This is a genomic window from Clostridium tagluense (genome assembly GCF_003865095.1).
Classification (GTDB): domain Bacteria; phylum Bacillota; class Clostridia; order Clostridiales; family Clostridiaceae; genus Clostridium_AD; species Clostridium_AD tagluense.
Genome location: NZ_BHYK01000024.1, coordinates 18,510 through 32,077 on the forward strand (window position 1 = coordinate 18,510; position 13,568 = coordinate 32,077).

Sequence of the window (13,568 nt, forward strand, 5' to 3'; positions counted from 1 at the left end):
GTATACTAATTTACTTTCATGTGTCTAGACCCTAATTTCTACACCACTATTTTTAAGATATTCTTTTACTTGTTTTATAGATAGTTCTTTGTAATGAAACAGTGAAGCTGCAAGAGCTGCATCTGCTCCACTTTTTTCAAAAACCTCATAAAAGTCCTCTATTTTCCCACATCCACCTGAAGCAATCACAGGAATATTTACACTGCTCGTAATTGCATTTATGAACTCTATATCATAGCCTTTTTTCATTCCATCGCAATCCATACTGGTTAAGAGTATTTCTCCTGCCCCTAACTCTTCTACCTTTTGGGCCCAGGTTACTGCATCCAGGCCCGTATTTATTCGCCCACCATTTATGACTACATGCCATCCTAAACTGTCTTCGTTCTTTTTGCCATCTATAGCAACCACAACACATTGACTTCCAAATTTAGCTGCTGCATCGTAAATAAGCTTCGGATTTCGAATCGCAGCGGAGTTTATAGATATTTTATCTGCTCCAGCTCTAAGTGTTTCTTTAAAATCCTCTATACTCTTAATTCCTCCACCTACTGTCAGGGGAATAAATACCTTTTCAGCAGTTCGTCTCACTACATCAAGCATAGTTTCTCTTCCCTCATGAGTGGCTGTTATATCTAGAAATACAATTTCATCTGCCCCTTCACTGTTATAAAATTCTGCAATTTCTACAGGGTCTCCTACATCTGTTAAATTTATAAAATTGATTCCCTTCATTACCCTTCCCATAGTTACATCTAGGCAAGGAATGATTCTCTTAGTAAGCATAGGGAATCCCCCTTCCCTCAGTGATTGCTTCTGCTAGAGATATATTCCCACTGTAAAGTGCTTTTCCTATAATTGCTCCATACATGTTCATCTTCGCAAGTTTTTTTATATCTTCAATGCCTTTCATACCACCAGATGCAATAATATTACAAGACACCTCTTCATTTATCTTCCCTGTTGCTTCTAAATTAGGTCCAGTCAAAGTGCCATCCCTACTTATATCTGTAAAAATAATAGTTTTTACTCCTATATTTTCCATTTGTTTTGCGAAATCTATATATTCTATTTTGCTACTGGTTTTCCAACCCTCCACTGCTACATACCCATCCCTTGCATCAATGCCAATGGCAATTTTAGCTCCAAATTTTTTCACTGCTTCTTTTACTAGTGACGGATTGTTCAAAGCTGCTGTACCCAATATTACTTTGTTTAAACCCTTTTCTAAAAGTATTTCAATGGCACCCAAACTTCTTATCCCTCCACCTAACTGTATAGGGATATTTATATTTTTTATAACTCTATTTATACTATTTGCATTTCCAATAGTTCCACTTAGAGCTCCATCCAAATCTACCATATGTATATATTCTGCTCCCTGTTCTACAAAGCTTAAGGCTGTTTGCAGTGGATTTTCCCCCACTACCTCCGATGAAGAGAATTCGCCCTGATAAAGCCTAACACACTTTCCATTTTTCACGTCTATAGCAGGAAATATCTTCATTACATTATCCCTCCAAAGTTTTTAAGTAATTTCATTCCAGCCTCTCCGCTTTTCTCTGGATGGAACTGCAGGCCAAATATATTTCCCTTGCTTACAATTGCAGGTATCTTTTTTTCATACATAGTATATGCGTTTACTATATTATCTTCTCCGACTTTTGCATAATAAGAATGAACAAAATATACATAACTATGCTCTACCACACCTTCCAGAAGTGCTGTATAAGTTTCAAAAGATAAATCATTCCAACCCATATGAGGAATTTTTATAGAACCTTCTAATTTTTTAACGGTTCCTTTAAGAAGTCCTAGTCCCGTGCACCTTTCAATTTCTTCACTTTCCTCAAAGAAAAGTTGCATACCAAGGCATATGCCAAGTATTGGTTTTCCTGTTTCTGCCGCTCTTTTTATTACTACATCTAGTCCCTTATCCCTTAGATTTTTCATTGCATCTGGAAAGGCACCTACACCTGGAACAATAATGCTTCTACTCTTTGCGATTTCCTCCTTATCTGAAGATATTATTGAAGGAATATTTATTGCTTTAAGCGCATTTTGAACACTTTTCAAATTTCCAACACCGTAATCCACTATGGCTATCATAGTATCCCTCCTTATAGACATCCTTTTGTAGAAAGTACGCCTTTTATTCGATCGTCATAGGTTAAGGCTTCACTTAGCGCTTTTCCAAAAGCTTTAAATAGTGCTTCCACCATATGATGATTATTTTTACCATAAAGCACTCTTGCATGAAGTGTAATTCCAGCATTTACTGCAACGGCCCTAAAAAACTCCTCAACCATCTCTGTATCAAAACTCCCAATTAGGTCAACAGTAAAATCCCCTTCAAATACAAGGTATGCTCTGCCACTCAAATCCAGGGACACCGTAGCCAATGTTTCATCCATAGGTACAAAACTGGTTCCATATCTTTTTATCCCCTCTTTGCCCTTCATTGCCTCTTTTATGACGCTACCAAGTACAATACCTACATCTTCAATTGTATGATGAGAATCAACATTTAAATCCCCTGCTACTGCCACATATAAATCCAAAAGTCCATGTTTTGCAAAAAGACATAACATATGATCAAAGAAACCTATGCCTGTGTTACATTCATACTTCCCAGATCCATCTAGGTTTATACTTATATCAATTTTTGTTTCACTACTTTCTCTCTCAATTTTTGATTGTCTTGAAATCACATACATCGCTCCTTCAATTATTGCAAATAGAAATCCATTTAAAGTTTATATATTGCCTATATTTTCCTGGGAAATATTGTTTATTAAGCATTGGTTTTCTTCTCTGCTTCCTATTGTTATTCTTAAACAATTTTGCAGTGTAATAGCTGTAAAACTTCTTATATTTATTCCAGCATCTAAAAGTCTTTGTTTCATTATTTGTGCATTTTCAACTCCAATTAATATAAAATTAGCTTGTGCATTATAGAGTTTAATCCCATTAATATTACTCAATTTTTGCCATAAGTACTTTCTTTCTAGAAGTATACGTTCCACATTCTTATATATTATTTCCGAATCTTTTAAAATAACACAAGCAATACACTGCGAAATTGCATTCACATTATAGGGTGGTTTTACTTTTTTAAGTTCTCCCATTAGAATAGGACTTGTAATCAAAAATCCCAGTCTTATTGCAGCAAGTCCAATTTTAGAACAGGTTCTAAGTACAATTAAATTTTCATAGGCGCAGATTTTATCTACTATAGTTTCACCGTAAAATTCAAAGTAAGCCTCATCTATTACTACAATACAACTGCATCCTTCTATTATTTTAATAATATCATCTCTTTTAATAATGCCCCCTGTAGGATTATTGGGGTTAGATAAAAATACTATTTTAACCTTTTCTTTATTAACAATTGAAATAAAACCATCTACATCCAATTTAAATTCATCGCCAAGTGGAATTTCAATTGGAATTCCTCCTGCAACTCTAGTATATAAGCCATACATTGAAAAATCAGGACTTTGAACTGCTACCTTATCCCCAGTATTTAGAAAAGTATTTGCAATGATTTGTATGCACTCGTCTGAACCATTTCCAGCCATAACATTAATACTTTTAACATTTGAATATTGTGCATAGAGCTCACATACCATAGATGCACCTGCATCTGGATATCTATTAAAAATACATTCCTCTATTGCCCAAGCTATTTTCATCCTTATCTCCTGGGGAAGGTTACTAAAACACTCATTGGCATCCATCCTAACTTTATAATCATTCTTACTGACTTTATATGATTTAAAATCACTTAAATCACTTCTAAAATAATCCTGTATCATGATTCTAACCTCACCTTTATAGAATTTCCATGAGCTGTTAATCCTTCAACCTCTGTAAGCTTTACTACATTATCCGCAACCTCACTTAATGCCTCCTTGGTATAATATATATAACTTGATTTCTTTATAAAGTCATCTACAGATAAGGGAGAAAAGAATCTTGCGCTGCCACTGGTTGGCAGAACATGATTGGGACCTGCAATATAGTCCCCAAGTGGTTCTGGTGAATAACTACCTAAGAATATGGAACCTGCATTTTTTATATCCCCTAAAAAATCAAATGGATTATCTAGCAAGACTTCAAGATGTTCTGGTGCAATTTTATTGGCTAAATCTATGGCCTCTTTTATATTTTGGACAATTAAGATAACTCCATATCTTTCCAAGGATTCACTTATAATATCTTTCCGGCTCATAGCTTTTATCTGAACTCCTAGCTCGCACACCACCTTGTCTGCAAGTTCTCTTGAGGTGGTTATAAGCATTGCAGAGGCAAGTACATCATGTTCCGCTTGAGACATTAAATCCGCTGCAATGTACTTTTCATTGGAATTTTCATCTGCGATAATTAGTATTTCACTGGGACCTGCAATCATGTCTATATCTACGTATCCGAATACGTTTTTTTTCGCCATGGCCACATATATATTTCCTGGTCCCACTATTTTATCCACCTTAGAAATAGTTTCCGTTCCAAATGCAAGTCCTGCGATTGCCTGTGCACCGCCTACTTTATAAATTTGGTCCACTCCTGCTATATCTGCAGCCACTAATATATGTGGATTCACACTTCCATCCAACGTAGGTGGTGTTACCATCACTAAATTTTTAACACCTGCCACCTTTGCTGGAATTGCATTCATGATAACAGTTGAAGGGTAAGCGGCTGTACCACCAGGCACATATATTCCTACGCTTTCAATACCTCTTACAGTTTGGCCTAAAACAACACCTTTTTCTTTTTTCATCATCCAAGGGTTTTTCACTTGTTTTTCATGGAACTCTCTCACATTTTGCTTTGCTAGTGTTATTGCCTCTAAAAAATCTTTATCTACCATTTTATATGCGTTTTTAATTTCTGTAGCTGTTACAATAATATTCTCTAAAGTAATAAATTTACTATCAAATTTTTTTGTGTACTCTATTATGGCATCATCGCCTCTAGTTTTTATATCTTGTAAAATTTTATCTACTACAATATTTACGTCATTTTGAACATCTTCTGCTCTTTTTTTTAGAAATTCTATGTATTCTTTTCCTTCATTACTATTTGCTTGTGTAATTTTCATCATGATGCTGTCACCTCATTCCTATCTACGTATTGTTGAACCTTATCTATCAAATTGCTAATTTTTTCTTTTTTCATTTTCATACTGGCTCTATTTACTATCATTCTTGCACTAATATCACAAATTTTTTCTATAATAATCAGTCCATTTTCTTTTAAAGTATCTCCTGTTTCTACCAAATCTACAATTGCATCAGATAATTCTAATATAGGAGCAAGTTCCACTGACCCATCGAGTTTAATAATTTCAACATCTTCATCATTTCTTTTGAAATACTCTTTTGCCACTGTAGGGTATTTTGTAGCTATCTTTTTACGATTGTATCCATCATAAGTTTGAAAACTTGGCAATGCAGCTACTGCAAACATACATTTTCCAACCTTTAAATCAACTACTTCATAAAAATCTTTATTCTGCTCCATTAAAGTATCTTTACCTACAATTCCAATATCTGCTGCTCCATACTCTACATAGGTTAAAACATCTGTAGATTTTACAAGGACAAACTCTATATTGTTTTTCTTATCTTTAAGGATTAATTTTCTTCCTTTATTTTTTAGCTCTGTACAATCTATTCCCAGGTCTTCAAACATTTTAATAGCATACTTTTCTAGTCTTCCTTTTGTTAATGCTATTCTTATTGCCTTCATAATTACTCCTCCAAACTATCAATGAGTTCCTGCGTATCTACATTCCAACCCTTTTTACTTTTAATATCTGTTATTTCATATTTGTCATGTTCAACTATGCAAAGCATTTTATCTATTTTTTTTTGCTCACCATAACTTAAAGTTTTTTCTTTTTCTTCAAATAAGCTTAGTTCACAAACAAAGTCTCTTTCTCTAATTTGTGCTGCCAATCTCCAGGCCTCTCCTATTAATGAGTTTTCATAATGAATAAGAAATTTTGTTCTGCCTTTTTCATTATTATTTCCTTGTTTTTCAAGAACAGATAAAATATTATCCACATCTATGGCAAATCCAACTGCTGGCATAGCTTTTCCAAACTTTACGGTTAAATTGTCATATTTGCCTCCACTAATAATTGTAGTCCCAACTTCACTACTGTATCCTCTGAAAGTAATACCAGTGTAATAATCAATATGCTGTACCATTCCTAAGTCTATAGAAATATAATTACCCAGGCCTACATTTTCTAATCGTTCATATATTTTTTCTATAGTATCTAATGCTGCTTGTGCCCTTTTATTTTGGGTTAGCATTCTAGCCTTGGCAAGTATTTCAATGCCTCCAAATAGCTCCGGCAATTTTTTTAAAGCCTCTACATTTTTTCTACCAAGTACCTCTTCTTTTTCTTCTATAAACTCTCGCAGTGATCCAAAGTTTTTATTTTCAACAAACCCTCTTAATCTTTCAATCTCATCGTAATCAAGTTCCATGTCTTCAATAAGACCTTTGAAAAACTCAGCCTGCCCTATTTCAAGTTCGAATTTTTTTACCCCTATAGTAAGAAGCGCCTTAATGGCGGTTATAATTACTTCTGCATCTGCCTTTTGGCCTTCACTTCCTATTATTTCAATTCCAGATTGAGTGGTTTCACTGACCTTTCCCTCCCAATTTTCGTTCATTCTAAATATATTTCCGCTGTAGCATATTCTTAGTGGATACAATGAATCTTTCAGCTTTGTTGCAACAATTCTTGCTATTGGCATTGTCATATCTGGTCTTAACACCAATATCCTTCCTACATTATCAAAAAGCTTATACATTTTTTCCTGTTCAATGGATATGTTATCCCCCTGAAAAACATCATAAAATTCTAATGTAGGGGATATCACTTCTAAGAAACCAGAATTTATATACAATTTTCTAAGTAAATTTATGATTTTAATTTTATTATTGCAATCCTCAAAAAGTATATCTCTTGAACCTTCAGGTATATTTCTTTTCCAATTATTCAAAATCTTGCTCCTCTCGCTTTAATTCATCACTGTATCACGTTAACTCGCTAAACTAATAAAATAATATCATCTTTCATGCTGCAAGTCAACCAATTATTTTACCTATAATATCTTATAAAAAAAACTGTCACCCTGAGACTTTACTCTTAGGGTGATAGTTTTTTTAAACAATTTAGTTAATAATATAGTAAAAACTACAGATTAACTTATGTTTTTATGGACTTATATTAAGTTTTATTTGCACATATTTACAAAATATCTATGAACTTCTAAGTTATCAGTAAGTTCTGGGTGGAAGGCTGTAGCAAACATATTATTTTGTTTTGCTGCTACAATTTTATCATCAACAGTACATATTGTTTTAACATCTTCAAAAACTTCTGTAATTAATGGCGCTCTAATAAAAATTAATGGTATTGGCTCACTTGAAATCTCATTGATTATAACATTTTTTTTAAAACTAGCAAGTTGGCTACCGTAAGCATTTCTTTTTACCTTTATATCCATAACTTTAAGATGACCACTGGAAGATTCCTCAATATGTTTAGCAAGTAGTATCATTCCCGCACAAGTTCCCCACACTGGAAATCCTGAAATGATTTTTTCTCTTAAAAATATAAACATATTTCTTTCTCTTAAAAGTTTTCCGATGGTTGTGCTCTCGCCACCGGGCAAAATGATTCCTCGTAAATCTTTAAAATCTTCAAGTTTCTTAACCTCTACGCCTTCATGTCCAAGTTGGTTTATGTGGTTTATATGCTCTATTACACCACCTTGAAGTGCTAAAACTCCAATTTTCAATCTTACCAGCCTCTTTCCGAATATCTATCTTTAATTTCACTTAATTCTAGTCCATCCATTGCTTGTCCTAGATTTTCTGAAACTTCTGCTATAACCTTAGGATCATTGTAATAGGTTGTTGCGAGTACTATAGCTTTTGCTACTGCTTCAGGATTCTCTGCTTTAAAAATTCCTGAACCTACAAAAACTCCTTCTGCACCAAGTTGCATCATGAGTGCTGCATCCGCTGGCGTTGCTATTCCACCTGCTGCAAAATTTACTACAGGAAGTTTACCATTTTCCCATACATATTGGATTAAATGAATTGGTGCTCCCATGTCTTTAGCTAAAGTCATTAACTCTTCTTTTGGAGCATTTTTTACTTTTCTAATATCATCCATAATACATCTCATATGCCTAACAGCTTCTACTACATTTCCTGTGCCGGCTTCACCTTTTGTTCTTATCATTGCAGCACCTTCAGAAATTCTCCTTAGTGCCTCTCCTAAATTTCTCGCTCCACAAACATAAGGAACCTTAAAATCACTCTTATTTATATGATATTGTTCATCTGCTGGAGTCAAAACTTCACTTTCATCTATAAAATCTACTCCTATTTCCTGCAGAATTTGCGCTTCAACAAAATGGCCTATCCTACCTTTAGCCATTACTGGAATAGTTACAGCTGCCTTTATTTCTTTAATCATTTTAGGGTCAGACATTCTAGCCACGCCACCTTGCTTTCTAATATCTGAAGGAACTCGTTCTAGTGCCATTACAGCGCAAGCTCCAGCCCTTTCTGCAATTATTGCCTGCTCCACATTCACCACGTCCATAATTACTCCGCCTTTTAACATTTGAGCTAAATTTTTATTAAGTTCATATCTTTCCATAATAAAACCTCCCTAAATATTATTTATAAGGCAAAGTATAACATATGTCTATGATATATTCAAAATGTACCCATACACTGTAAGTAGAGGTATTGTCATCCCTCACTAAAGGCCTAAATACAAGCAATCAGGTTGTACCAATTGTTAAAAATTAATGGTATTATTATGCTAGTTAATTGCATTATTATGCAAAATGGATGGCGCCACCTTCTAAAGACAGGGCAACTTCGGGAATTACCTCCGATGTAGTAGGATGAGCATGTATAGTTTCAGTTATTGCTTCTGCACTTAAGTTATTTTTAATGGCTAGAGTAAGCTCTGCAATTAAATCTGTAGCATGTAGCCCAACAATACTTGCACCAATTAATCTCTGTGTATTTTTATCCCTTATAATTTTAATAAAGCCATCGCTTTCTCCATAGGATAGTGCTTTTCCATTAGCTGAAAATGAGAATTTGCCTACTTCTACTTCTATTCCCTGAAGCTTTGCCATTTTTTCACCTATACCAACCATGGCAATTTCAGGTTCTGTGAAAATTGCGCTAGGAACTGCTGTATAATCCATATCGCAAGGCTTACCCATTATATTTTTTGCAGCTACAACTCCTTGGTGGGAGGCTGCATGAGCAAGTAATATAATATTTGTTACATCACCAATAGCATATATATTTGAAACATTAGTCTGCATTTTCGAATTAACCTTAATTCCTTTTTTATTATTGTTTAATTCTATTCCTGCATTTTCTAATCCAAGTCCCTCTATATACGGAGTTCTTCCTACAGATAAAAGCACTTTATTTGCTGATATATATTTATCCTTACCGTCTTGTATAAAATGAACTATGCATTCATTATTCTCAGCTTCACAAATTTCCTCTACCTTTGCAGTAGTATAGATCTTAATTCCTTTTTTTGCTGCACTTTTTTTATTTTCTTCGCATATATCTTCATCACAGCTTATAAGGCATTGATCCATAAATTCCACCACTGAAACCTCCGCACCAACGCTAGCATAAATATAGGCAAACTCCATACCAATGACCCCTCCACCTACAATTACTAGTTTCTTTGGAACTTCCATAAGCGACAAGGCATCATTGCTATCAATTACATTTTTATTTTCAATACCCACAATAGGTACTACTGATGATTTTGAACCTGTAGCAATAATAATATTTTTTGTTTTAATAGTAATTTCTTGTGTAGTATTTTTTGCTAGTATAGTTTCCTTATCAATAATTTCAGCAGTTCCATTTATAACCTTTATACCGTTTTTATTCATTAAATACTGAATACCTTGAACCAGTTCTGCAACAACCTTATTTTTTCTATCAATAACCTTTTTCATTTTAATTCCAATGTTTTCAGCATAACATCCAAATTCTTCAGCCCTTTTCAATGTATCGAAAACCTGTGCAGATCTAACCAGTGTTTTAGTAGGAATGCATCCCCAGTTTAAACAAGTTCCACCCAGTTTTTCTTTTTCTATCAATATAACCTTTGCGCCTAATTTAGCAGCTTGAATTGCAGCTACATATCCTCCCGGCCCACCACCAATTATTGTAATATCACTTTCCATTCCGAGTTTTGCTGGCTTAATTAAATTTTGAAAGTAGTTAAATGTTTTAGGGTTAGTATTTCCCATTTTGGCGGCTTGTTCTCCATTTATTTGCGCTAATACCTTATCTGCATTAACTGTATCTCCTTCATCTACATTAATGCTCTCAATAATTCCCTGTACTTTTGAAGTAACAGTGCTAACACCCTTTCCGCTTTCCACTTCGAATATTCCATCATTTATCTTAACAGGGTCTCCTACTTTTTTTAAAATTTTAGTTATTTTTGTTTCATTATTTTTATTTATAGATTTTTCTAGCTTAACCTCTATATTCATTTTTTCACTCCTTTTAACTATAATAAATAAAGCAGCTAACGTGCCTTATTTATCCTGCATCATAGCTACTTTGTTTATGTTATTTATTAAAATCGTTTTTGAATTCTTCAATAGAATCCTTAAGTAAAGTTACACTATAAGCCATTGAAGGCCCGCCACCAAAGGCAACCGAAACCATAGCTGCTTCCATTATCTCTTCTGCTGTTGCACCTGCCTCAAATGCTTTATAAACATGGAATACTATACAGTATTCACAGCGGCTGTAGGTGGCAATACCGATGCTGATTAATTCCTTAGTCTTTGTATCTAAGGCACCTGGTTTATATGTAGTACCAAGTAAGTTCATAAATGCCCCTACATGTTCTCCATTAGTTTGTCCTACTGTTTCTAAACCACCTATAAAATCATTTAACATTTCTCTAACATTTTTAGCCATAATATTACCTCCTTAAATACTTGTTATACTAATGATTAGTATAGCAAGTATTTAAGGCAATTGCAATACACCTGATAAAAATTTAACTAATATTTTTCATGAATTTTTGGAGCACTCTTTTAAATACTTCAGTTTCTTCTTCTGTAATTCCCTTTGAAAAAAACTCACTCATTTTTTGCCCTTCTTCTAAAAGCTCTTCAATTCTCTCCCTGCCCTTTTGGGTAAGTTTAATATATTTAATTCTTCTATCTTCCTTGGCTTGAGTTCTTAAAATTAAATCCTCTGTTTCCATTCTATCTAAAAGCCTAGCCACAGTAGACTCTTTAATGTCCATTCTTTCTCCTAAGTCCTTTTGATTCATATCTCCGTATTTTAATAGATAATACATGGCCATCCACTGAACTCTGGTTACACCAAGCGGAATTAATCTTTCATTAAACATATCCGCCATTTTTTTAGATGTCTTGTTATTTATAAAACACACACATGATTCAATATCAAACATTATAGCCTCCTACTTTTTATAAGCGAATATTCTCTTAGTATTATTATATAAGATTTATTATTTTTTATCAATTTATATATAAGATGTACAAAAAAAGAGAATCAGTTACTGACTCTCTTTTTAAAAATTTATTTTACTGGTATAAGTAAATCTTTCTCTAATATATGATTAACCAGCCAATCATTTAAATAAGTTAATATTGTCATTATAGCCTCATCCTGATTTGCATCAATCTTACGTAAATCCACTTCATCTATTTTTTTAATAAAACCTGCATGGTCCATTTTTTGAGTGAATAATCTTTTATAATTTATACTCTCCATATACTTTTCTTCATCTTCAAAATGATAAACTGTATACGCTCTTAGTTCTTCAATTACTGCAACTATTTTATCATATTTATCCATATCATATGGACTTTTTAATAATTGATAGGCTCTTTCACCTATTTCAAAAAGTTTTTCATGCTCGGTATCAATAAGTAGAATACCGGTTTTATATTTTTCTTTCATTTCAAACATTTATTAATCTCCTCCAATTAAATTGATTGTAATTTGCTCTCATAACTTATATTACTTTATTTAAATTCGTTTTACAACAATAATTTCCATATTGATTTATATTTCCACATAATCCATTTCATTTTTATTAAAATAACATATGTTATCCATCTACTTGTTTTCAATTTCATCTTTCAAGAAAGCTCTCCTCTTACGGTATTCAATAATAGGGGCATCTCCTTGAATAAGATTCTCACCCATTTTAAATTCAGTTTTTTTAGGTGTTTGTGTTAAAACAATCCTTCTATCTTGATGAAGAATATATTTATTGCTAATATTACTCATTTTATTAACTAATTGTTTTAATACAGGAATTTTCATAAATTTCTGGTAAAATCTAAGATAAATTTGAGTGTGTTCATCATCAATAGGCACAAAGATCGCTACTATTCTAAGGTCCTTGCTAATAATATTTTGCCACGTATTTGGCATTTGAAGCTGAAGACTAAATAAATTTTTATAGTTTTCAATTTCGTCTGGTTTCAATGGTTGAATTTTTCCATCATCCACTTGGTTATCTACATAAAAGGTCATTAAATTCTCTTCCCACTTAACAACAGGTCCATTTACTATTGTCTTATTGCCCCTACCTATGGAAGATGCATGGACAAAAGGCAAATGAACAGCATCTAATTGATTTTCAACAGCTCTTGTGTAATGAACTGGCCACATCTCTGAGAATCCCCCATATGAGAACCCTTCACGTAAGTATTTAAAAAAAGGAATTTCTAGCAACTCATCAGTGAAGTCTCCATACCATAGCCAAATTAAGCCATATTTTTCTTCCACTTGATAAGCATTAACCTTAAACCTTTCTGGTATAGGAGTATTTTTGCCATTGGCTGGTATTAATGTTACTTTTCCAGAAGCATCATATTGAAATCCATGAAATGGACAAGTAATTTTGTCATGAATTACTTGTCCAGCACTTAAAGATGCCCCTCTATGACAGCATTTATCAAAAATACAATTTACTTTACCATTTTCACTTCTCCAAAAAACAAGTTTTTCACCAAGCCTTGTGACACCAATTGGTTTTTTATTTTTTATCTCTTTTGAGTCCAATATACCATACCATTGATTTCTAATCATATTATTGCATCCTTTCAGCTTAAGAATTTATTTTATAAAGCTTAAATATCAAATTCTATTTTTGTGCCAGAATCTTTCCCAGTCCCCATTACTATTATTAAATGCTATGAAAATATATAAACAACTCATCATACTTCCTAAAATTAAAACTAGTAAAACCCAAATTATAGCTTTAATAATATTATTCTCTCTATGAACTATCCAAAAGCATACTATAACAAATTCAATATAAATATCTACTAAGGATATTTGTCCCCAAGGCATTCCTAATAATATTTTACCTTCACCTGTAAAATTCCCAATAGAAAATCCATATATAAGCATTCCAAGCATTAATAAAAAACCAATAAATGAAATTATTTTCCCTATTTTCATAAAAT

16 protein-coding genes are annotated in these 13,568 nt (G+C 33.1%); all 16 read right to left on the reverse strand.

All coding sequences use genetic code 11. The annotated features are described in order from the left end of the window. Positions 1-24: 24 nt before the first annotated feature. The 16 genes from hisF to Ctaglu_RS17980 all read right to left on the reverse strand — a co-directional run bounded on the left by hisF (position 25) and on the right by Ctaglu_RS17980 (position 13,563). Entirely contained in the window at positions 25-786 is a 762-nt protein-coding gene (gene hisF, locus Ctaglu_RS17905) for an imidazole glycerol phosphate synthase subunit HisF (protein WP_125004219.1), read from the reverse strand. Then, the gene (gene hisA, locus Ctaglu_RS17910; RefSeq protein WP_125004221.1) at positions 776-1,507 is read right to left on the reverse strand and encodes a 1-(5-phosphoribosyl)-5-[(5-phosphoribosylamino)methylideneamino]imidazole-4-carboxamide isomerase; all 732 of its coding nucleotides are present in this window, start codon (positions 1,505-1,507) and stop codon (positions 776-778) included. The genes hisF and hisA overlap by 11 nt, the downstream gene beginning before the upstream one ends. Then, a complete protein-coding gene (gene hisH / locus Ctaglu_RS17915) occupies positions 1,507-2,109 on the reverse strand; it encodes an imidazole glycerol phosphate synthase subunit HisH (protein WP_125004223.1) in 603 nt (200 codons plus the stop codon). Before hisH ends, hisA begins: the two co-directional genes overlap by 1 nt. Before the next feature lie 11 nt (positions 2,110-2,120). Further along, a complete protein-coding gene (gene hisB / locus Ctaglu_RS17920) occupies positions 2,121-2,711 on the reverse strand; it encodes an imidazoleglycerol-phosphate dehydratase HisB (protein WP_373861695.1) in 591 nt (196 codons plus the stop codon). 45 nt (positions 2,712-2,756) lie between these two features. After that, the gene (hisC, locus tag Ctaglu_RS17925; protein WP_125004227.1) at positions 2,757-3,818 is read right to left on the reverse strand and encodes a histidinol-phosphate transaminase; all 1,062 of its coding nucleotides are present in this window, start codon (positions 3,816-3,818) and stop codon (positions 2,757-2,759) included. Next, a complete protein-coding gene (gene hisD / locus Ctaglu_RS17930; RefSeq protein WP_125004229.1) occupies positions 3,815-5,110 on the reverse strand; it encodes a histidinol dehydrogenase in 1,296 nt (431 codons plus the stop codon). Before hisD ends, hisC begins: the two co-directional genes overlap by 4 nt. Further along, on the reverse strand, positions 5,107-5,757 hold the full coding sequence (gene hisG, locus Ctaglu_RS17935) for an ATP phosphoribosyltransferase (RefSeq protein ID WP_125004231.1): 651 nt from the start codon (positions 5,755-5,757) through the stop codon (positions 5,107-5,109). Before hisG ends, hisD begins: the two co-directional genes overlap by 4 nt. 2 nt (positions 5,758-5,759) lie before the next feature. After that, positions 5,760-7,028: an ATP phosphoribosyltransferase regulatory subunit gene (locus Ctaglu_RS17940; RefSeq protein WP_125004233.1), complete on the reverse strand. Its 1,269-nt coding sequence runs from the start codon at positions 7,026-7,028 to the stop codon at positions 5,760-5,762. 234 nt (positions 7,029-7,262) lie between these two features. Beyond that, positions 7,263-7,829: a pyridoxal 5'-phosphate synthase glutaminase subunit PdxT gene (gene pdxT / locus Ctaglu_RS17945; protein WP_125004235.1), complete on the reverse strand. Its 567-nt coding sequence runs from the start codon at positions 7,827-7,829 to the stop codon at positions 7,263-7,265. A 2-nt stretch (positions 7,830-7,831) separates the two neighbouring features. Beyond that, entirely contained in the window at positions 7,832-8,701 is an 870-nt protein-coding gene (gene pdxS, locus Ctaglu_RS17950; RefSeq protein WP_125004237.1) for a pyridoxal 5'-phosphate synthase lyase subunit PdxS, read from the reverse strand. Positions 8,702-8,885: 184 nt separating this feature from the next. Beyond that, the gene (gene lpdA, locus Ctaglu_RS17955) at positions 8,886-10,595 is read right to left on the reverse strand and encodes a dihydrolipoyl dehydrogenase (protein ID WP_125004239.1); all 1,710 of its coding nucleotides are present in this window, start codon (positions 10,593-10,595) and stop codon (positions 8,886-8,888) included. Between the two features lie 79 nt (positions 10,596-10,674). Then, a complete protein-coding gene (locus Ctaglu_RS17960; RefSeq protein ID WP_125004241.1) occupies positions 10,675-11,031 on the reverse strand; it encodes a carboxymuconolactone decarboxylase family protein in 357 nt (118 codons plus the stop codon). An 82-nt stretch (positions 11,032-11,113) separates the two neighbouring features. Next, on the reverse strand, positions 11,114-11,536 hold the full coding sequence (locus tag Ctaglu_RS17965) for a MarR family winged helix-turn-helix transcriptional regulator (RefSeq protein WP_233439857.1): 423 nt from the start codon (positions 11,534-11,536) through the stop codon (positions 11,114-11,116). A 128-nt stretch (positions 11,537-11,664) separates the two neighbouring features. Beyond that, entirely contained in the window at positions 11,665-12,057 is a 393-nt protein-coding gene (locus Ctaglu_RS17970) for a bacteriohemerythrin (protein WP_125004243.1), read from the reverse strand. Positions 12,058-12,207: 150 nt separating this feature from the next. Continuing rightward, complete coding sequence (locus Ctaglu_RS17975; RefSeq protein ID WP_125004245.1) at positions 12,208-13,188, reverse strand: aromatic ring-hydroxylating dioxygenase subunit alpha; 981 nt, start codon at positions 13,186-13,188, stop codon at positions 12,208-12,210. Between the two features lie 48 nt (positions 13,189-13,236). Beyond that, positions 13,237-13,563, reverse strand: coding sequence for a DUF1475 family protein (locus Ctaglu_RS17980; protein ID WP_125004247.1), 327 nt, complete (start codon positions 13,561-13,563; stop codon positions 13,237-13,239). Positions 13,564-13,568 lie beyond the last annotated feature (5 nt).